This window comes from Vibrio sp. SCSIO 43153 (assembly GCF_023716625.1).
Lineage (GTDB): Bacteria > Pseudomonadota > Gammaproteobacteria > Enterobacterales > Vibrionaceae > Vibrio > Vibrio rotiferianus.
Genome location: NZ_CP071855.1, coordinates 2,312,927 through 2,333,689, shown reverse-complemented (window position 1 = coordinate 2,333,689; position 20,763 = coordinate 2,312,927). Strand labels below are relative to the sequence as shown.

Annotated in this window: 14 protein-coding genes and 1 tRNA gene; 9 read left to right on the top strand and 6 right to left on the bottom strand. The window is 43.1% G+C overall.

The features are described from left to right. Positions 1–74: 74 nt before the first annotated feature. The 3 genes from J4N37_RS11195 to J4N37_RS11185 are packed head-to-tail and all read left to right on the top strand — an operon-like array spanning position 75 to position 5,339. Positions 75–1,763, top strand: coding sequence for an Hsp70 family protein (locus tag J4N37_RS11195; protein WP_252040933.1), 1,689 nt, complete (start codon positions 75–77; stop codon positions 1,761–1,763). A 10-nt stretch (positions 1,764–1,773) separates the two neighbouring features. Then, positions 1,774–2,538, top strand: coding sequence for a DUF1266 domain-containing protein (locus J4N37_RS11190; protein WP_010449446.1), 765 nt, complete (start codon positions 1,774–1,776; stop codon positions 2,536–2,538). After that, the gene (locus J4N37_RS11185) at positions 2,538–5,339 is read left to right on the top strand and encodes a J domain-containing protein (RefSeq protein WP_138954490.1); all 2,802 of its coding nucleotides are present in this window, start codon (positions 2,538–2,540) and stop codon (positions 5,337–5,339) included. The genes J4N37_RS11190 and J4N37_RS11185 overlap by 1 nt, the downstream gene beginning before the upstream one ends. A 498-nt stretch (positions 5,340–5,837) precedes the next feature. Here J4N37_RS11185 and J4N37_RS11180 read toward each other — a convergent pair. The 3 genes from J4N37_RS11180 to J4N37_RS11170 all read right to left on the bottom strand — a co-directional run bounded on the left by J4N37_RS11180 (position 5,838) and on the right by J4N37_RS11170 (position 8,129). Then, positions 5,838–5,928, bottom strand: a tRNA-Ser gene (locus J4N37_RS11180). A 142-nt stretch (positions 5,929–6,070) separates the two neighbouring features. Further along, the gene (locus J4N37_RS11175; RefSeq protein ID WP_138954489.1) at positions 6,071–7,879 is read right to left on the bottom strand and encodes a DUF3413 domain-containing protein; all 1,809 of its coding nucleotides are present in this window, start codon (positions 7,877–7,879) and stop codon (positions 6,071–6,073) included. A gap of 22 nt (positions 7,880–7,901) precedes the next feature. Further along, on the bottom strand, positions 7,902–8,129 hold the full coding sequence (locus J4N37_RS11170; protein ID WP_010449442.1) for a YejL family protein: 228 nt from the start codon (positions 8,127–8,129) through the stop codon (positions 7,902–7,904). 85 nt (positions 8,130–8,214) lie between these two features. Here J4N37_RS11170 and yejK point away from each other — a divergent pair, with 85 nt between their 5' ends. From yejK to J4N37_RS11155, 3 genes are all read left to right on the top strand, one after another. After that, positions 8,215–9,213, top strand: a complete 999-nt coding sequence (gene yejK, locus J4N37_RS11165) for a nucleoid-associated protein YejK (RefSeq protein ID WP_010449441.1) — start codon at positions 8,215–8,217, stop codon at positions 9,211–9,213. 114 nt (positions 9,214–9,327) lie between these two features. Beyond that, positions 9,328–10,638 (top strand): Hpt domain-containing protein, encoded by a 1,311-nt coding sequence (locus J4N37_RS11160; RefSeq protein WP_252040932.1) that lies wholly within the window; start codon positions 9,328–9,330, stop codon positions 10,636–10,638. Between the two features lie 113 nt (positions 10,639–10,751). Further along, a complete protein-coding gene (locus J4N37_RS11155) occupies positions 10,752–11,915 on the top strand; it encodes a chemotaxis protein (RefSeq protein ID WP_182027248.1) in 1,164 nt (387 codons plus the stop codon). A gap of 80 nt (positions 11,916–11,995) precedes the next feature. On the opposite strand, the gene nhaC is transcribed toward J4N37_RS11155, so the two are convergent. Next, positions 11,996–13,429, bottom strand: coding sequence for a Na+/H+ antiporter NhaC (gene nhaC / locus J4N37_RS11150; protein ID WP_010449438.1), 1,434 nt, complete (start codon positions 13,427–13,429; stop codon positions 11,996–11,998). Positions 13,430–13,866: 437 nt separating this feature from the next. Between nhaC and asd the strand changes: the two genes are divergently transcribed. Together asd and J4N37_RS11140 are read left to right on the top strand one after the other, a co-directional pair. Beyond that, a complete protein-coding gene (gene asd, locus J4N37_RS11145) occupies positions 13,867–14,982 on the top strand; it encodes an aspartate-semialdehyde dehydrogenase (protein WP_252040931.1) in 1,116 nt (371 codons plus the stop codon). 122 nt (positions 14,983–15,104) lie between these two features. Beyond that, a complete protein-coding gene (locus J4N37_RS11140; RefSeq protein ID WP_071234639.1) occupies positions 15,105–15,617 on the top strand; it encodes a type II secretion system protein in 513 nt (170 codons plus the stop codon). A 226-nt stretch (positions 15,618–15,843) separates the two neighbouring features. On the opposite strand, the gene J4N37_RS11135 is transcribed toward J4N37_RS11140, so the two are convergent. Beyond that, positions 15,844–16,692, bottom strand: a complete 849-nt coding sequence (locus tag J4N37_RS11135) for an ion transporter (protein WP_005444660.1) — start codon at positions 16,690–16,692, stop codon at positions 15,844–15,846. 62 nt (positions 16,693–16,754) lie between these two features. Then, complete coding sequence (locus J4N37_RS11130; protein WP_010449435.1) at positions 16,755–17,393, bottom strand: YchE family NAAT transporter; 639 nt, start codon at positions 17,391–17,393, stop codon at positions 16,755–16,757. Between the two features lie 652 nt (positions 17,394–18,045). Between J4N37_RS11130 and adhE the strand changes: the two genes are divergently transcribed. Further along, complete coding sequence (gene adhE, locus J4N37_RS11125) at positions 18,046–20,733, top strand: bifunctional acetaldehyde-CoA/alcohol dehydrogenase (RefSeq protein WP_010449434.1); 2,688 nt, start codon at positions 18,046–18,048, stop codon at positions 20,731–20,733. The last annotated feature ends 30 nt before the right edge of the window (positions 20,734–20,763 follow it).

Below are 20,763 nucleotides of genomic sequence, written 5' to 3'. Positions count from 1 at the left end.
GGAACGCTATTCAAGGTTATTTGTTGATTTAGAAGGCACAATAGTCTCTATTTAATTCAATTGGTTTCTTATCCGTGCATAGTGTTGAAGTTAATCATAAATTGGCCATAGGAATTGATCTCGGGACAACTAATAGCGCGATATCTGTATGGCAAGATGATAAAGCGGTGTTTATCCCGAACAGTTTAGGGAAATTCTTAACACCTTCAGTTGTAGCGATTAATGAGAAAGACGAACTATTGGTTGGCGAAGCTGCCAAATCGCGTTTAGTTACAAATCCACTTTGTTCAGTCGCTTCTTTTAAGCGGTTTTTGGGCACGAATAAGACGTTTAAGCTGGCTAAAAAGGAATACAACGCAGTAGAGTTGTGTTCACTGATTCTCGCTTCGCTAAAACAAGATGCTGAAACATACTTGTCTCTGCCTATATCTGATGTGGTTATCTCCGTTCCTGCTTATTTTAATGACTCTCAAAGAAAAGAGGTCAAAGCAGCAGCTCGCTTGGCTGGTCTAAATGCTGTTCGGCTTATCAATGAACCCACCGCTGCATGTTTATCTTATAGCCTGCACAAGCAAGCAAATAGTCGTTTCCTTGTGTTTGACTTAGGCGGGGGAACATTCGATGTAACGGTCGTGGAACACTTTGACAGCTTTATCGAGGTTAGAGCCTCAACAGGAGATAATTTTTTAGGCGGGGATGATTTTACAGATGATGTGATTCATGCAGTCTTAGCCAGATTACAACTTGCCCCAGAGGAGCTTCCACTCTCATTTCTATCCTCTCTTAGAGCTCATTGTGAGACGGCAAAGCATCGTTATGAAGATGGTTTGATCGTTGAAGTCCCAGAGCCTTATGGCCAAAAAATCCAGTTTACCAAACAGGACATGGAGGAAGTTTGGAAAAGTTCTCTCGACCGAATATTACGACCACTTGGGCAAGCTCTATCAGATGCTCGATTGGAATCAAATCAGATTGATGAGCTCATTTTTGTAGGTGGTGCCACACGACTAAGACTCATCCAGTCAACCGCGAATCGATTGTTAGGCCGTTTCGGCCACAGTGAGATCGATCCTGATCTAGTCGTTGCTCAAGGAGCAGCAATTCAAGCGGCTTGTCGTTTAAGAAACGAACATGTTAGTGAAATCATATTGACTGACGTATGTCCCTATAGTCTTGGCATTCTTTGTCGCCGAGGCGATCGAGAAGGCGTTTTTTCACCAATCATAGAAAGGAATACGATAATTCCAGTTTCTAGGGTTCAGACATTCTCGACCTGCAATGATGACCAAACCGATATATGCGTGGCGATCTATCAAGGAGAGCGCCTTTGGGCTAAGGACAATATATTTATTGATGAGTTTGTAGTAGATATCCCCAAGGGAAAAGCGGGACAAGAGCTAATTGACATAAGGTTTAGCTATGACATCAATGGCTTGTTAGAGGTTGATGTTACTCCTCAATCAACTGGTGAAACCGTCAGTAAAGTTATCGATAAAACGCCAGAAGGTATAAGCCAGGAACAGTTGGAGATGAGCCATGCAAAACTAAGTCGCTTGAAGTTCCACCCTAGAGAGGCAATTCCTAACATTACATTACTCGAAAAACTGCATCAGCTCTATGCCGAAAACATAGCGGAATTTCGAACGGTTATAGAAGAGTACATCTTTGCGTTTGAGATGGCATTGGCGTCACAAGATGAGCTCGAGATCAGAGAAAAACGGACATTAATTTATCAACAACTGGGTAGGCTAGGGCTTAAATAATAAGAACACTATGAAATCTCAAAAACTAGATAAAATAAAAGATCAACCTTGTTATAACTGGTTGCTTGCTGTTACTGCGCCGATGTTGCTTTGGAGTTGGGGTACCGATTGGAGCCAGATTTGGATGGCTACTGAATTCAGAGATGGCAGTTTTGAGGAAAACAGAAAGCCCATCACTGAATCGTGGGGGATCCAAAACCATGATGATCTCGTCGAAACTATCAATCGATTACTGAGCTTGGATATGCATGGTTATGGAGGCAGAGGTTTCTTTGACCAAATAGCTTTGACCGGGAAGCACAAGCAACAGGAAATAATAGACAACTTGGAAAGCGACCAGTTAAGAGACGAGTTTAGATTTCATCAAATGGCCTATGATCTCGTCGGTAATTGTCGCTTTTTTGGATTCGATTTGATGAGGGCAACTTATCTTTCTCGTCACGGCTTTGTGTCAGGTTGGCTCTCAGAAGACGAGATGTTGTTTTTTTTATCCTATGCTGCCCGCAAAATTCAATACTTGTTTCCCGATTGGGCCACCTATCATCGTAGTTACATACTGGGTAGAGTGTTTTGGAGATACAGCGTCAACGATGAAGGCCCCGAAATATTATTCACTGATGGAAGTTTTACATGCTATAGCCAATTTTATTCTTGTTTAAATCTCCCGAATGCACCCGTCTGGGATAGTTTACCTTTTGATCTGCAGCTTCCTATTTTTGATGCTCCGGAATCTTTATTTTTAAAAGCCCAAGAAGAACAAAAAGAGGAAGCTTAATGGACATTTGGAAAATACTTGGTATCACGAAAACTGAAGATGAAACCGAGATAAAGCGTGCATATCGTGAACAATTGAAGCACAACCACCCAGAGGTGAATCCTGAAGGGTTTAAACAATTAAAACAAGCTTATGATTTGGCGTTAAAAAGCCGTAATGCAGAGACGATTACTCAAGCTTTTCCAACGCGAGAAAAGAGTGACACACCATTAAGTGTGTACAAAGCAACTTTTGATGAGCGAATTTCAGATCCTAAGGTACGTTTTGATATCGTCGGTTGGAAAAAGTGGTCGGAGAAAATTGCCTTATTGGATCTGTCATCTCAGATTAAGATCTCTGATCATGCATTAGACAAAATCATGAAACGACGCTGGTTTCCTGGCGAATTGATTCATTGCTTTTGGCAAATGTTCAACTGGCAACGTTTGATGAAGGGCTCGGAATATGATCAGGAGGTCGCTGACTTCTTAGTTTACTGGGGAGGTGTACAAACTCAAATACCACTTGAAGCACTAAGTGAGTATTGTGCAACTCAACAACGAGCGATAATGATGCGAATTGGGCCATTGTCTTTTTCAACAACCTATCAGAATATCGACGATTTTATGCAGTGGTGGCACACGCCGATGCCATCTTCAGAAGTTTTCCATCCTTCGCAATATCTACTATTTCTGAAAGGATGCCAGCTACAAGGTTGGTGGCCAAAAACAGTCGTCCCGGAAGTTGTTGAACAGCTAAATAAATTGCACTTCACTGCTCTTAACTGTGATGAATGGCTGCTTGTTGCTAATGCTTGTAAAGAGTTCGCAATGGAAGACTTGTTTGTGCAATCGTTGAATAATGTGCTGCAAGTGAATCAGAGCAGTTTTGGTTTGGTTGCTGAAGTATTGTCTGATTGGTTTAAAGGACAGCAGCAAGATGTGTCTATGGCTATGGCTGTTGTTGCAGCAGAGATATTACAGAAGCCAAAGGTGCGTTGGTTATTTCCGACACCATGGGACAAAGAAAAAAGCAAAGATCACGCTCGTTATGAATTTTTCGTCGATACTCTATCAAACGACAAACCTTTCGCAAAAACGATGAGGCCACTTAAGCACGGGGAAATAAACGATCTGAGCGATGAGGTTTATCTCACGCTGTGGTGCGGGTGTTATGGTTCTGCTAACGATTTTCAGCAAACGTCAGCCAGAGTTTCTAAGCAACAAAGGGGAGGTGACTTTGGCCTTATGTTCCAAGTGCTTGGAATGTGGTTGCAACACAAGAGCTCTGAGTTGGACTATCCTGAATGGCTGAAAAGTTCTCTTTCTCTATACGGCAATCATGATTGGTTTGACATTCCAGACTTGACCGAAGAACAAGTCTTGGAGCTGAGCTCTGAACAGTGGCAAAACTTATATTTCCGCCATCCACTTTTACCTGATCAATGGTTTAAGTTGCTAGTGAGAAAAGAAATCCTAACAAGGAAACTATTTGTTCGCCAATCACGAGTAAACTGGTTGTCTAGCATTGGCTTTTATCGGGTAGTCTGTCCAGATTACCAATTATTAAGTCCGCTAGGTGGGTTACGCTTTGCAAACGACATAGAGTGGTTGCTGCATTATTATCACCTATCTCCAACCTTACAGAATTATTCTGTTCCTTTACCTTCGACGTCGCTAGATACAGTCGGTGAATGCGCAATCACTGCCGCAAAAGCATTTTTGTTTGACCCGGCAAATGAGCACCTAGACGAGTTTGTAGATATCGAAAAGTACAGTGATCAGTTTATTCTTAAAAAGTTAATCGAACGGCGGATTGAGCACATATCTCAAAATGTTGATTATCAAGAGCTTGCAAAGCAGTCTCTGTCTAGTGGTATGCATTTAGCCGCATTTTCTAGATACTTGATACGAGAAGGGCAATTAGAAGGTGCAGCTGCATGCCTTGCAATCCTAGAGGCTAGATTAGAGGATTGGGCATATCTGGATTTATACGTCGATGTATTAAAATTATGCCTTGAGCAAGAGTTAGACGAGAGAAAAATCGAATATATTGAGTTTAGGTATGATGATGAAACTTACCTCTATGCTGTGTGTTGTGCCTGTTTTGAAGAACCAACAGGGGCAAATAGGTTCATGGCTAAAACCATACCACGCGATAGCTACGAGGTTGGGATTAACTATGTGATTACTTTGATTAAGACTAAACTCGATAAACATAACTTCGATAAATCTTACATTGAGCAACTAGTATCAAAAGACCAAATATCAGCCGAACAAAGTACGATCGCTGAAATTGCGTTGTACCATTTGAACTCTACGATGCAAACTAAATTGGAAGAAGACATTGAACAGAAGGGTAAAAAAGCCAAATCACACAATGCAGGCATATATAATAAACTCGCATTTCTAAATATCGCCCTCTATGTTGTTTGTCGAGATCATCTGATTGGGCTCTCAGAAATTTTCTCCACTCAGAACACGGTTAATATATCTACTAGTATCTCATTGTATGCCTTCTCGTTACTCTTGTTTTTCGCTACTTATGCAAGAACGACTTCTAAGATTAATCGAGATGTGGTGAGGCTGATATATCCGATTTTCTATGTTTGTACGTTATTGTTTGGAAGTTTTTGGGTTGGAATAATACAAGGCTTAGTATTGCTGATTTTCACCTATGGTATTACTAAGTTTAACTTGAACGGAAAGTGGGAGTCCTCGACTTTCCATCGTCGAGAAGTACCTTTATTCGAGCAGATTTATGAACGCAAGCCAGAACCAGAATTATTCAGGTTAGATGCTGATAACGAAATGAGTGCTTAAGAAAGTTGGATGTAGCCTAACTTTGGCTCATCCTAAAACATGTTGACTGTTTATACTGAGCCAACTGCTTACGCAGTTGGCTTTTTTCATGCGTCTGGTTTGGGGGCTCATCAGGAGACTAAGCAGTGGCCTTAATTGTTATAGGCACTTATTTATACCTTTATCTGCCGCTGAATCGACTTGCTTGTAAGTGATGTCGCTTTTTCAAAAGTGTCGACGACCAGTAATTTAAAGCCTAGAGTGTAATCACGCAGGGTGCGCTAACGTAGCGAGCTTTTTTTGAGTGTGTCGGAGTGCTGGGCTTGCATTCAAGGAGGGATTTGAAGAAATCCTTCTTTAAGCCTTTAGATACGAAAAAGCCCACTAATTGCTTAGTGGGCTTTCTCTAAATGTGGCTGAGGGCCGGGGTTGCGTTCAACTAGGGATTTACAAATCCCGTAATTTTCCAAGCACTAAAACGAAGAAAGCCCGTTGATTTCTCAACGAGCTTTCTAAATGTGGCGGAGAGATAGGGATTTGAACCCTAGATACGCTATTAACGTATGCCGGTTTTCAAGACCGGTGCTTTCAACCACTCAGCCATCTCTCCGTTGTTGAAGCGCATAATATAAGGCTTTGAAAATCTTGTAAACCCCAAAATTGTTCGTTTGGTTATTTCGTGATCACAATTGTGTTGTTTGGTGTTTATTTAAACAAAAACGGCTTTCAAAATGAAAGCCGTTTAAGGTGAGTTAGTTGCTCTTTGTATAGAAACGCTGTAGCTCGGTCAGACCTTGCATTAATACCGGCAGTTTAGGGCTAGTATCACGTAGGCGCTGATAGTCTTGATTATAGAGCTTGTAGTTTCCAAACTTGTCGATAACGGTAGTCTGGTTCTCTGTAATAAGTGCAAGCTCTTTAGTATCTCCCGCCAAAATCCAACGGCGACGGCTTTCATCGAATAGATTGCGGCCGCTACTGTATTCACTTGGGTTTGATGATACGCCTAGCATGTCTTGAAGCAGGGTAACGGACAGGTCAAGGTGGCTAGTACTATGACTAAACTCTGCAGGCAACATTCCAGGCCAGTGAACAACCATTGGCACTTGAAGTTGATAGCGGCTGTAATTACTGTTTGCACCCCAGCTGTTTGTCTTAGTTTCGTTGAACTCACTACCATGGTTAGAGGTAATAACAACGATGGTGTTTTCTAACAACTGCTGCTCTTCTAGTGTGGTCAGAATGTTTTTCACCGTAGTATCTGCCGACTGCACTGCTTGCTCATAAGCTTGCTTAAATCGCTCACTTGCGCTCAGTTCATTATTGATAGAAGCTGGCTCGGATTCAAAGTTATCTACGGTGGTCACTTCAATGTAGCTAAACCATGGCGTATTAGCTTGCTCTGTTAGCCAAGTATTCCATGCAATCAGCGACTGAGCTTCAGTATGTGCTTGGGCACCATCTAAAGTAGGAGCTAGCTCTAAACCTCGGAAGATAACCTCTGGATATAGATCGTCTTCAAATCCATTCCCGCTGAACAAGCCGAATGAGTAGCCTTGCTCTTGCAATACATTCAGCATAACGGGTGATGAACCCTGTGCTTTAATGCTGCTTGCATAGCTTGTTGGTAAACCATAAAACAAACCAAAGGCGCCAAAAGCATCATTGCTCGAGCTGTAATGGTTGGTAAAGTTTTGATTATCTATTGCAAACTGATAGGTACTTGGCATTTCAGAGGCATTCAGGGCATCTGCACGCAAATTATTGACACTGATCATCAGTACATTGAGCTTATTGCCGCGGCGATTAAACTCTAACTTTTCCAATGGGTAACTAACGAGATCAATGTTGTCACGGTTTTCTTCTAAGCGTTTCAGGTACTCTTCACGATCAAGTAGACCATGTTTTTCCATAAAGCTTTTTGCTGTCATTGGGTACGACAGAGGGAAGTTCGATCGTTGACTTGTAATTGGACTATAGAAATAGGCGTCAGCCCATATATAAACAAGATGGCTAGCCATAAAGCTTAAGAAGAACACTGCAGCGAGTGGTCGGCCAACATGTTTATGAGATAGTTTACGTTGTTTACGCCACACCCACTCGGATAAGCCGAGTTGGAGTAAGAAAATAAGCGGCATTACAACAAAAAGGTGCTGTAAGTCTGCGCTAATGGCGCTTTTATCTTCACTAAACAACAATTCCCAAACGACGGGATTTAAGTGAAGGTTAATGGATTGATAGGCTTGCGTATCAATCAATAAAACGGTTTGACCGACGGTCGCGAATACCACTGCCACCAAACGAAAGAGTTTTCGTGATGGCAGGATAAACGTAAGCGGAAAAAGAACCAGTAAGTAGAGAGCAAATACTAGGAAGCCAAAGTGACCCACCCAGGATACCGCCAGATAAAATTGCCCTAACAAAGTTTCGGGCCAAGGTGACTGGACGATATAGCGTGTACCTATCAACATCGAAGCTATGATGTTGAAGAATGCGAACCAGTGACCCCAACCAACCAGTCGAGATACGCGTTCGCCGTATGAGTTTCCGCTGTCTACCATGTACTTGTTCTATTGTCCGTTATTAGTGTGATTTTGGGGCTTCAAGAGAAGACATTAGTGCCTGAGCAAATTTTTCAGCAATAATCTTACGTTGTGAAGCAGCAACTCGTTGATTTAAGACATTGGTTGCGATATTTCCGGCAATCATTAGCGTTAACTCTGGCGTTGCGGCATGTTTTTCAAGAACAGCACCCACTTCAGCAAGAATTTTCTCTACTTGGTCGTCAGTATATTTAGATGTAATCGGCATAAAGACTCTAATAATGATAGTAAAAGCGGCTTATGATACCCTACAATGCCTAGCAACTTAAACCTTGTCGCAAGATAAAATCACTATGAGCCTTCATCTTTCAAACGTAATATTGCATCAGTTGAGCAAAAATGATCAGGACGAACTGGTTGTTACCTACCGTTCAGACTCTCTCGAAAATGACGCATCCACTGAAAATCTAGTCGCAGAACTGCATCGAGTATTCCATTCTAAAGCAGGAAAAGGCTTTGGCTGCTTCCAGTCAGACAGCGAATTTCAGTTTTGGCTTCAAGAAATGCGCAAAGGAGAACGAAATTTTTATGACTTCTCACAAATTAGTGCAAATCGTTTGAAAGATGAGTTGATTAAATACCCTTTTGCAGACGAAGGTATTTTAGTATTTGCTGAGTACCAAAGCTTAGCTACCGACTATCTGTTTATTGGTATCTTGCCACTGAATCAAAGCTTAAAAGTAACGGAAGGTTTAGATATCAGTGCTACTGACTATCTAGATATCACTAAGATGGACATCGCTGCACGCATCGACCTATCAAGTTACGATACTGACCGTGATTCAAACCGCTACCTTTCTTACATCAAAGGTCGCGTAGGTCGTAAAGTAGCGGACTTTTTCTTGGATTTCCTACAGGCAGATGTGGGTCTAGATACTAAGCAGCAAAACCAAGTCTTGATGCAAGCGGTCGAAGACTTTTGTGCTGACTCAAAGCTTGAGAAGCAAGAAGCGAACGAGTACAAAAAGCAGGTTTACAATTACTGTAACGAACAAATCAAATCCGGCGACGAAGTTCAAATTTCTGAACTGTCTGGTGAATTGCCACCAAGTCAAGATGGCACTAGCTTTATGGATTTCACTAAAGAGCAAGGCTACGAGTTGGAAGAGTCATTCCCTGGTGATCGTTCAACCGTACGTAAGTTGACTAAGTACGTTGGTGCTGGTGGTGGCTTGAATATCAGTTTCGATAGTTTGCTACTTGGTGAGCGTATTTTTTACGATCCAGAAACCGATACCTTGACGATTAAAGGCACGCCTCCAAATCTAAAAGACCAGTTGAGTCGAAATTAATCATTTTCAAAAGAGAGCTAGAGTGGCTCTCTTTTTTTATGTGAGGTAAGCCCAGTAAACCTGTAATTGATGTTATATTCTTGTTATTAATGGAGTTCACCTGAGGGCTAGGGATTGATTCAAGCTAGAAGTGTTTTAAGACGATTTTCTTGGTTGTTGTTTGTCATCTGGAGTATTGCTGCGGTGGCATTGTGGACCAGTTACCGTTCTACAGAGCAGTCTGTGAAAGCCGTTGATGAGCTGGGCACGAAAATCGATGAAGTACGAAATTCATTTCGTTTTGAATTACCTTATCGAGTACAGCATGCTGACGATATCTCGCTAACTCTACAGCTGATCTACGCAGTTAGGTTACAACTTGAAAGCCAATCTAAGAGTGCGTTATGGGCTCCGGATGTCACTCAGTTGCTTTATACGACAGATCGATTTTTAGAAAGTGCGAACAAGTTTGTTACTAGTGATCTTGAGTTGTTATCTCTTGCTGAAGCATTACAAGAAACAAGGGTTGCAGCTGGTGGTAGTGACGCGTTGCAGGCGATGGTTGCTCGCCTTGGGGCACATATATTGGATGCTCTCTTTATAAATCGCGCTAACAATCAAACTTCTTATCAAGAGTTGGATCAATTGTTTATTGAGTCGATGAGTTTACCGCAGGCACAAAGAGACGATTTTCAGCGCTTATTGGCTCAGGCTTCTGGCGTATTGTCTCGCCATGCTCAGGGCAAGTACCTAGTAACCCACCTTTCTAGCCCCGACTTTACTTCTCAGCTACGAAAATTCGAAGATGAAGTACACCTCCGATTAGAGCATCTTATACTCATGATGACTCTATTGAGTGGCAGTTTGTTACTTGTTTTCAGTTATATAGCTTATGAAACCAAACAGCCTCATGCTAATAAAGATCCTCACTTATCTGAACCCCAGCGATTAGGGGGGACTTCTTGTTCTGAACAGGGCATTCAGGAGCCGAATGAAGACGTTAACGATGTGAGTCAGTGTTCAAATCACAAAGCGTCGGACTTTCATGCACCTGCTGCAGTGTATGAACCTAGAGAAACGGCTGAGAGTAAGTTCATTGATATCGATAAAATGTTGGATGCCCTCTCGGGAGATGAAGAATCAGTCAGGATGCTGTTGGATGTGTTTATCCAAGATCATGCTGGTGATTCGGATAAGTTACGCCAATTACTCAGTGAAGATCTCGAACACGCTCAGCGAGTTGCGCATAGTCTAAAAGGTGTTTCTGGTAGTTTAGGAGCGATGCCACTGCACCATATTTCAGCGGAAATCGAAGACTTGCTCAAACAAGGAAGCCAAGTACCAGAAAGTGTGCTGCTTAAGCTGACAACCATACTTGAAAGTACAATACTTTTCGCAAAAGACAGTCTTGAAACTGAAACCCTTCAAGAATCGCTAACGGATTGATATTCCTCTGACTTAAAATAGGTTGCTATGAGGTAAAAGCGTTACCTCAAGCTACTTCGTTAATAAACGGAGTGCTTATCCTGTTCTTATTCTATCGAATATAGGTATTTATCATGTGTTTTCGTCGGTTAGCTGTCACTCTGGCTATATGTCTATCATCAATCCTTTCTGGCTGCTCTTTATTAGAAGTAAAGATCGAGAGCCAGACAGTTCCGTTGACAAAGCAAGAGTTAAATATGCGCATTATGACGCGTGAATACGCTCAGCAATTCTTCGCTCAGGTCGAGCAAGCTGCCGATGTGCTGCATGAACGCTATGAGTCTACGGATAAAGTGAATCAATCTTACATTCTACTTTGGAAAATTAATGCGGAAGAGGGGCTTCAAGCTGCGGCTTATCAAGTGTCACCAATGGCTGCGTTGATTGATACCTGGGTGTTTAGTCACCAAATGAACCAATTCTACAGTGCAGGCGCGGGTAAAGGTTTGTTTGCAACGGATGAAGCAACACAAGTATCTGCTCACTTAGCGAAAGAAGTTGATAAGCTGGCGCAATCTTTGTTGAAGAAGGACGTGTACGTCAAGACTAAGGTGTTCGTAGCTGATTTTGTTGAGAAGTACCCATTTACTGATTTAAGCATGATTCGCACACCTGCTTACCGCGCATGGCTAGCTGCAAACCAAATCAGTGAAGAAGAAGCGGTAACGACTCTCGGTACAATGCCTGAAGCCATTGGTGATGTTTCTGATCGTCTAAGTTTGGTTTCTGAACAAACACCAAAGATCATGACGTGGAAAGCACAGCTATTAGCACTAAACAGTTCGGCAAGTATTGAGCAAGTCAACGCTGCACTGAACAGCCTTAAAGTGACTTCAGAGTCGCTGAAAGACTTTATCGATAATAACCCAGAATATATGCGCAATTTAGCTGAGCAAATGGCCTTGAAGTTGCAGCCCCTAGTGGAAGATATCGATCAAAAAACAGAAGAGCGTTTGTTTCAGTTGAGTGAAGAGCGTCAGGCTTTAGAGTTGATGGTGGCGAGAGAGCGCCAAGAGATAGCTCAAATCATCACAAACGAACGTGAGAAGTTCGCTCAAGATCTCGACCATGTTTCACAAGAGGTTGTGAACCTTGCCATGGATAAACTGATTGAACTCGTGAAGAGCACCATCATCTACTTCATTTTGTTCATTCTAGTGATCTTCTTTGCTCCCCTAGTTTTGGGTTATGCGTTGGGTAAACGTTCAGCGGTAAGAACCAGCACTAAATCTGCTTGATTGGTCAGAGCTTAAATGACAAACGTAAAAAAGGACCGAATCGTCGGTCCTTTTTTCTATCTATCGAAAACTAAGAAGACTTAAGCCGTTTGCTGTTTTAGTTCGCCTTCCGCTTCTTCTGTTGCTGGCGCAGTTGGTTCACATTTATCAACAAACCAGCCCATGTAAGAGGTAAAGATTGTCACGATGATACATACGAAGCTTAACCACATGAATGGCGCGTAAGAAAGCGTTGCGACACCAAGGATACTCGCCATGTAGATACCGTTATCACTCCATGGAACCATACCTGATGTTAGCGTGCCGCCGAACTCAGCGTTACGAGATAGATTCTTACGCTTGTAGCCAAGACGGTCATAGTTCTTTGCACAAATTTTAGGAGTAAGGATCAGCGATACGTACATTGCTGAGCCAAATACGTTGCCCATAAACGCGGTGCCGATAGTACTTGTTGCTAGTGAGCCTGCGCTTTGTACACGTTTTTCAAACAGTTTAGCAATCGTTTCTAGTACACCCACTTTATCTAGTAAGCCACCGAAGCCAAGGCCAAATACGATAACCGCGACAGAACCAAGCATCGAAGACATACCACCACGGTTCAAGATGGAATCAATGAAATCCACGCCTGAAGAAATCGCAAATGGTGCCCAAGCTGTGTTGAACGCTGTTAAGAAGTCCACATCTTGGATCATTACTGCCCAAATAATACCTAGCAGAGAGCCGAAACTGATCACTGGGAAAGAAGGCATACGCATCGCTAGCAGTGCTAACACGATGATCACCGGAACAAAAGAATAAGGCGTAATGAAGAATTGCTGTTCCATTGCCTGGATAACAGAGTCTACTTGGCTCATGTCAACTTTGCCTGCAAAGTGGAAGCCAAATGCAGTGAACATGATGCCAGTGATGATGTAGCTGATCAGCGCGATAGGTAACATGCCCTTGATATGCTCAACCACTTCTACGTTCGACATTGAAGACGCAAGAATTACCGAGTCTGAAAGTGGCGACATTTTGTCACCAAAGTAACAGCCTGATAGAACTGCACCAGCCGTAATTGGAGCCGGAACACCAAGACCTTGACCTATGCCCATCATCGCGATGCCTGCTGTACCAGCCGCACCCCAAGAGGTGCCTGTTGCCAGCGCAGTTAGCGAGCAGATGATCATGGTTGCTAGCAAGAAGATAGAAGGATGAATTGCCTTTAAACCGTAGTAGATGATGGTAGGTACAATACCGCCACTGATCCAAGTACCGACTAAGGCACCTACAGCAAGAAGAATAAGCACTGCACCTAAGCCATTAGAAATACCATTTAGTGCTGCTTTTTCAAGATCTTTGTATTGGTGACCTAATCTTAGGCCCAATAGCATGATAATGAACCAACCAATATACAGTGCCAGCTGAATTGGAAGGTCTAGTTTGGCAGTAAATGAAAATGCCAAAAGTAGAAACAAACCTAGCGAGATAAATACCTGTATCAGACTAGGAAGACGTGTTGTAACTTGCTTCATATGTGCCTCTGTCGTTCATGGAGCAATAGAGGAAGGCCGCTCCCTGTTTTAATCGCGCATAACATACATTAACAAAAATTATATTTCGAACATTTGGTGCTTTATCTTGACTTTCGTCCGTAAAAACGTTTGCTTGTAAAATTAATAACTGAAAAAGATTAAATTTAATGGTTTGAAATGTTTTGTGGTGTAAAAATCGTGTGCTTCAATTGTTATTTTCTCACTGAGTGGTAAGACCAAAGGATAAAGGGAGAGTGATGTTTCAGGGGCGATAGATAACGGGATGAATATGAAAATGCGATAAAATACCCCAAGTAGGTATCTTTCTCAGTAAAGGTTAAAAAAGTTGCGTTTATTTGCAAATTAGGGCTTGAGATTTTGTGTCGAAAATTGAACTATGGAGCAAGTTTTAAAAATATACATGGAGAGTTAATGCGATGAGAGTAGGTTTAGTTGGTTGGCGCGGCATGGTCGGTTCGGTTCTGATGCAGCGTATGGTCGAAGAGAAAGACTTCGATTTGATTGAACCAGTTTTCTACAGCACGTCTCAAATAGGTATCCCAGCTCCAAACCTAGGTAAAGAAGCTGGTCTACTTCAAGATGCGTTCGATATTGACAGCTTAAAACAGCTTGATGCGGTAATTACGTGTCAAGGTGGTGGTTACACAGAGAAAGTTTATCCAGCACTACGCCAGGCTGGTTGGAAAGGCTACTGGATTGATGCAGCTTCTACACTACGTATGGCGGAAGACTCTATCATCACTCTAGACCCAGTAAACCTAGCGCAAATTCAACAAGGCATTCACGGTGGCACCAACACGTTTGTTGGTGGTAACTGTACAGTAAGCTTGATGCTAATGGGCCTTGGTGGTCTGTTCGAGAAAGGTTTAGTTGAGTGGACAAGTGCAATGACGTACCAAGCAGCGTCTGGCGCAGGTGCACAAAACATGCGTGAGTTGATCTCTCAGATGGGCGTAATCAACGACTCTGTAAGCTCTGAATTGGCAAACCCAGCAAGTTCTATTCTGGATATCGATAAAAAAGTTGCCGACACAATGCGTAGCTCTTCATTCCCAACCGATAAGTTTGGTGTGCCTCTAGCGGGTTCTTTGATTCCTTGGATCGACGTTAAACGCGACAACGGTCAGAGTAAAGAAGAGTGGAAAGCGGGCGTAGAAGCAAACAAAATCCTTGGTTTCCAAGATGCGCGTGTTCCTATCGACGGTACTTGTGTACGTATCGGTGCGATGCGTTGTCACTCTCAAGCATTGACCATTAAGCTCAAGCAAAACGTGCCAATGGATGAAATCGAAGAAATCATCGCAACGCACAATGATTGGGTTAAAGTGGTGCCAAATGATCGTGACATCACCGCTCAAGAGCTAACACCAGCGAAGGTGACTGGTACGTTGTCTATCCCAGTTGGCCGTCTGCGTAAGATGGCAATGGGTGATGACTTCCTAAACGCTTTCACTGTAGGTGACCAACTATTGTGGGGTGCAGCGGAACCACTTCGTCGTACTCTGCGCATTATCCTGGCAGAGAAAGCGTAACCTGTCTTATAAATGAGATGTTAAACCGAAAGCGCCCAATGGGCGCTTTTTTGATATTCACGTGACAAAAAATTGACTTTTGACCTTTAGCTTTGCTGCGTCTTACAAATCGGAGCGCTGTTATGAAGCAAACATCTAAAGGTTTCACCCTTATTGAACTCGTTGTTGTCATTGTTATTTTAGGCATTCTTGCAGTCGTTGCTGCACCGCGCTTTTTAAACTTACAGCATGACGCTCGGGTCTCTTCAATTCAGGGCATGGCAGCCTCTGTGCACAACGCTGCGGAACTTGCTTTCGGTAAATCGGCTATTGAAGGACAAGAAAAGCTTCCGGCGTACCATGTTGATGGTGCAGGTAGCGTCCAATTTGGTTACCCAATTGTAGAAAATGGTGGTCTAGAACAGTTTATGACGGCTGACATGAACTACAAAAACGGTGATGGTGAATGGGTCTGGGATGCATTCAATACTGGTAAAACTCCAGCCGATCCAAACTATCGAGTGATCACACAATCAAAGTGGGTGAAAGCTTATGACCGAGACTCAATTAAAGCGAGTAACTGCTATGTAAAATACACCACCGCAATGGAAGAGGGTGATGATTACAAGGTAGAAGTCTTCACTGATGGTTGCTAAACCAAGAGCGGGCTTCGTCCTGCGGGAATGCTTTGTTTCGTGAGAGCCAAAAGCGATGGAAAAGCCGATGTTAGTTCATCGGCTTTTTTGATCGTAGATCTGGTGTGCAGGAACGTACAACGCCTTGATCAGAGAAACAAGTAGATAGAGAGCCCCAACTCGATCTTCCGTCGATCTTGAGGGTGACGGGCATTGTTGTCTAAATTCAAATACATCATTCCCGATTCTATTCTTCCTCGTCCGCGCTCACTACACGATTATCAGGATCCGCCAACTCGCTACCACAATGCTTACAGTGCATTGCGTCAGAGTCATGACCAGAGCGATTGCAGTTTGGACACTTAACCAGTTGCTTATGCGCATTCATTTCGTTGCTCAGTTCCGCCGTAATAATGCCAGTCGGGACAGCAAGTATTGAATAGCCCAACAACATAGTGAGGGATGCAATGGCTTTACCCAAGTGAGTTTGCGGCACCATGTCGCCATAGCCAACCGTCGTAATAGTTACGATCGCCCAGTAGATGCTTTTCGGAATACTCGTAAAGCCGTTGTGCGGACCTTCAATAACAAAGATCAACGCGCCAAAAATAGTGACAAGAATGCCGACCGTGCTAAAGAAGATAAGGATCTTACGACGCGCCATTAATAGAGAGCGCAGCAAGATGTTGGAATCTTGCAGGTAGCGAACGAGTTTGAGGATACGGAAGATCCGCATAACACGCAGTAATCGCACCACGCCCATAAACGAGGCGCCCGGGAAGAATATCGCCAAGTAGGTGGGCAGAATGGCTAACAAGTCAACGACGCCATAAAAGCTGGTGGCATACGATTTAGGTTTTGGAGAGCAGTAAAGCCTTAACAAATACTCGATAGTGAACAGGGCTGTGAAGGTGTATTCGATATAACGCAGCTCTCGAGACCATTCGGTCATCACAGATGGCAGTGATTCAAGAATAAGAACCACAAGCGAAGTAATGATGGCAATAATAAGTGCGATATCGAAGGCACGTCCGGCACGAGTGTGAGTACCGAAGATAATGACGTATAAATGATGCTTAAAAGACTTGCGAGGCATGATGTTGCACTGTCAGCGTTAGAATGAAACGGATTGCAACATCATACCAGAAGTTAGGAAACTTAGGCTAAACCTGGAAATAGGTTTCTCAAGCCGTTGGCAATAAACTCGATACCTAGTGCACCAAGGATCAGACCCATGATACGAGTGATAACGTTAATACCTGTTTGACCTAAAAATCGTACGATCAAAGGTGCGGAACGGAACAGCAACCAAGAGCACAGACAGAACAGTACAATGGTAATACTAATGCCTACTGTATCGAAGGCACTTGGGTAGCGTGCGCCATAAACGATAGTCGAACTGATCGCACCTGGGCCAGCCATTAATGGCATAGCCAGTGGTACTACGCCAATCTGTTCGCGGCTGACGTATTCCGATTTCTCTTGTTTGTTTTGCTTATCTTCACCCAACTTACCGCTCATCATCGAAAACGCGATACTCAGAAGAAGCAAACCACCCGCCACTCGAAATGAATCCAGTGAAATGCTGAACATATCTAATAGCAGCTGACCAGCAAACAGCGAGATGATCAGAATAACCGCAACAGCAACATTCGCTGTCGTCGCCGTTTTGCTCTTCTCTTCTGGTGTCATATGCCCAGTCAAAGAGACAAACACAGGCATGATGCCGACTGGGTTAACAGCGGCAACCAAACCTAAGAAAAACTGTAGGAAAATCGCTAACTCTAAAGTTTGCATAAGTTGTTCTCATCAATATTCACAATAGTGAAAAGGAGGGAGGGTATTTTTAGCGCGTAATGTAAGGCAAAAGAGGGGAGACACAAAATGAAAAAAACTAACGTATTGCCCAGTCTATTTGTGAGAAAAACTAATTATTGAAGAAAATGTATCCAAAGTGGAAATGTTTTGTTACCGAGAAAGTTGACACGAATGTAGGCTGAATTATACAAACGTTAACATTCGCACATTTTTGATAAAAAAAAACGTTGTTTGTAGAGAGATATAACGAGTTGGATATACTCTCAGTAGCACAAAAATTTAGGCTTACATGTAATTTTGTTGGCTAAAAATGAAACTTTTTTACAGATTATTGTAGTTTCTTTTGTTTTTTGGTTTGTTTGCTTCTTTTTTGTTCAATAAAAAGTTGGGTTTTATTTACTTGTTTATCAATGATTTATGCTGTTTTGTTGTGGTAAACCACTACTTTTGGGGTATTTCGAGAGTGAGATCTGATCCAAGTCAATTTTTTTCACACTCTGAAATATTATACTCAGCCCTGAAAGCAATTTACTAAGACGGTTGTTGGTTAAGTAGCTGATAAACAGTGGAAACAGCAAGCAGTGGCCTTAATAAAAAGTTTTTAATATTTGTTAATTTTAGGAGAATCCCTATGCCTGTAACTAATATGGCTGAACTAGATGCAATGATTGCTCGCGTTAAGAAAGCGCAAGAAGAGTTCGCTACTTACTCTCAAGAGCAAGTAGATGCAATCTTCCGCGCTGCGTCTCTTGCAGCTAACCAAGCTCGTATCCCGCTAGCTCAACAAGCGGTTGAAGAATCTGGTATGGGTATTGTTGAAGATAAAGTAATCAAGAACCACTTCGCTTCTGAGTTTATCTACAATAAATACAAAGACGAACAAACGTGTGGCATCCTTGAAGAGGATGACAACCTAGGTACAATGACTATCGCAGAACCTGTAGGTATCATCTGTGGTATCGTACCAACAACTAACCCAACTTCTACTGCAATCTTCAAATCTCTAATCTCTTTGAAGACTCGTAACGGTATCATCTTCTCGCCACACCCACGTGCGAAAAACTCTACTAACGACGCAGCTAAACTAGTTCTAGATGCAGCAGTAGCAGCAGGTGCTCCAAAAGACATCATCGGTTGGATCGACCAACCATCTGTAGAGCTTTCTAACGCTCTTATGAAGCACGACGACATCGCTCTTATCCTTGCAACTGGTGGCCCAGGCATGGTTAAAGCAGCTTACTCTTCTGGTAAGCCAGCAATCGGTGTAGGTGCAGGTAACGTTCCTGTAGTTATCGATGAAACAGCTGACATCAAGCGTGCTGTAGCTTCTATCCTTATGTCTAAGACTTTCGATAACGGCGTAGTATGTGCTTCTGAGCAGGCTGCAATCGTTGTTGATGAAGTATACGACGAAGTAAAAGAGCGTTTCGCTTCTCACAAAGCTTACGTACTAAGCAAAGGTGAAGCAGATAAAGTTCGCAAAGTTCTTCTAATCGACGGCGCACTAAACGCGAAAATCGTTGGTCAACCTGCTCCAGCAATCGCTGAAATGGCAGGCGTGAAAGTTCCAGCTGACACTAAAGTTCTAGTTGGTGAAGGTCTAGGCAAAGTTTCTTACGATGACGCATTTGCTCACGAGAAACTATCTCCAACTCTAGGTCTATTCCGCGCTGATAACTTCGAAGACGCTGTTGCTCAAGCAGTAACAATGGTTGAAATCGGCGGTATCGGTCACACATCTGGTCTATACACAAACCAAGACGTTAACGCAGACCGTATCCGTTACTTCGGCGACAAGATGAAGACTGCACGTATCCTTGTAAACATCCCAACTACTCACGGTGGTATCGGTGACCTTTACAACTTCAACGTAGCACCTTCTCTAACTCTAGGTTGTGGTTCATGGGGTGGTAACTCTATCTCTGAGAACGTAGGTCCTAAGCACCTAATCAACAAGAAAACTGTAGCGAAGCGAGCTGAAAACATGTTGTGGCACAAACTACCTAAGTCTATCTACTTCCGTCGTGGTAGCCTTCCAATCGCTCTTAGCGACCTAGAAGGTAAGAAACGCGCATTCCTAGTAACTGACCGTTTCCTATTCAACAACGGTTACGCAGATGACGTAGTACAACTACTTAAAGCTCAAGGCATGGAAGTTCAAACGTTCTTCGACGTTGAAGCTGACCCAACGCTATCTGTAGTTAAGAAAGGTGCTGAAGCAATGCAAAGCTTCCAACCTGACGTAATCCTAGCGCTAGGTGGTGGTTCACCAATGGATGCTGCGAAGATCATGTGGGTAATGTACGAGCACCCAGAAACAGCATTTGAAGAACTAGCAATGCGCTTTATGGACATCCGTAAACGTATCTACAAGTTCCCTAAAATGGGTCAAAAAGCTGAGCTTGTATGTATCACTACAACTTCAGGTACTGGTTCAGAAGTTACTCCATTCGCGGTTGTTACTGACGACAAGACTGGTGCTAAGTACCCACTAGCTGACTACGAACTAACGCCAAACATGGCAATCGTTGATGCTAACCTAGTAATGAACATGCCTAAGTCTCTAACAGCATTCGGTGGTTACGATGCAGTAACTCACGCTCTAGAAGCTTACGTATCTGTTCTTGCGAACGAATACTCAGATGGTCAAGCTCTACAAGCTCTTAAGATGCTAAAAGAGTACCTACCATCAAGCTACGCGAACGGTGCAAACGACCCAATCGCTCGTGAAAAAGTACACAACGCAGCAACTATCGCTGGTGTAGCATTCGCGAACGCATTCCTAGGTGTTTGTCACTCAATGGCGCACAAGATTGGTGCTGAGTTCCACCTACCACACGGTCTGGCGAACGCACTACTAATCTCTAACGTTGTACGTTACAACGCGAACGACAACCCAACTAAGCAAACTGCGTTCTCTCAATACGACCGCCCACAAGCACGTCGTCGTTACGCTGAAGTAGCTGACCACCTAGGCCTAAGCCAAGCTGGTGACCGTACTGCTCAGAAGATTGAACGTCTACTAGCATGGTTGGATGAGCTGAAAGGCGACCTAGACATCCCAATGTCTATCCAAGCTGCAGGTGTTTCTGAAGCTGACTTCGTAGCGAAACTAGACGAGCTAGCGGTTGAAGCGTTCGATGACCAATGTACTGGTGCGAACCCACGTTACCCACTAATCTCTGAGCTAAAAGAAGTTCTAATGGCTGCTTACTACGGTAAAGCTTTCGTTGAAGGTGAAACTTTCGAAGGTACTACAGTAATCAAGAAAAAAGCAGACCAAGAAGCAGCGAAAGCAGCTCCTAAAGCTAAAAAATAATAAGCGGAAACGTAATTAAGATTCGCTTAT

What these genes read in the sequence shown, in the direction of transcription:
- J4N37_RS11190 (WP_010449446.1), top strand. Translation starts at nt 1,774, where the DNA reads ATGAAATCTCAAAAACTAGATAAAATAAAAGATCAACCTTGTTATAAC.
- J4N37_RS11185 (WP_138954490.1), top strand. Translation starts at nt 2,538, where the DNA reads ATGGACATTTGGAAAATACTTGGTATCACGAAAACTGAAGATGAAACC.
- J4N37_RS11175 (WP_138954489.1), bottom strand. Translation starts at nt 7,879, where the DNA reads ATGGTAGACAGCGGAAACTCATACGGCGAACGCGTATCTCGACTGGTT.
- J4N37_RS11170 (WP_010449442.1), bottom strand. Translation starts at nt 8,129, where the DNA reads ATGCCGATTACATCTAAATATACTGACGACCAAGTAGAGAAAATTCTT.
- yejK (WP_010449441.1), top strand. Translation starts at nt 8,215, where the DNA reads ATGAGCCTTCATCTTTCAAACGTAATATTGCATCAGTTGAGCAAAAAT.
- J4N37_RS11155 (WP_182027248.1), top strand. Translation starts at nt 10,752, where the DNA reads ATGTGTTTTCGTCGGTTAGCTGTCACTCTGGCTATATGTCTATCATCA.
- nhaC (WP_010449438.1), bottom strand. Translation starts at nt 13,429, where the DNA reads ATGAAGCAAGTTACAACACGTCTTCCTAGTCTGATACAGGTATTTATC.
- asd (WP_252040931.1), top strand. Translation starts at nt 13,867, where the DNA reads ATGAGAGTAGGTTTAGTTGGTTGGCGCGGCATGGTCGGTTCGGTTCTG.
- J4N37_RS11140 (WP_071234639.1), top strand. Translation starts at nt 15,105, where the DNA reads ATGAAGCAAACATCTAAAGGTTTCACCCTTATTGAACTCGTTGTTGTC.
- J4N37_RS11135 (WP_005444660.1), bottom strand. Translation starts at nt 16,692, where the DNA reads ATGCCTCGCAAGTCTTTTAAGCATCATTTATACGTCATTATCTTCGGT.
- J4N37_RS11130 (WP_010449435.1), bottom strand. Translation starts at nt 17,393, where the DNA reads ATGCAAACTTTAGAGTTAGCGATTTTCCTACAGTTTTTCTTAGGTTTG.
- adhE (WP_010449434.1), top strand. Translation starts at nt 18,046, where the DNA reads ATGCCTGTAACTAATATGGCTGAACTAGATGCAATGATTGCTCGCGTT.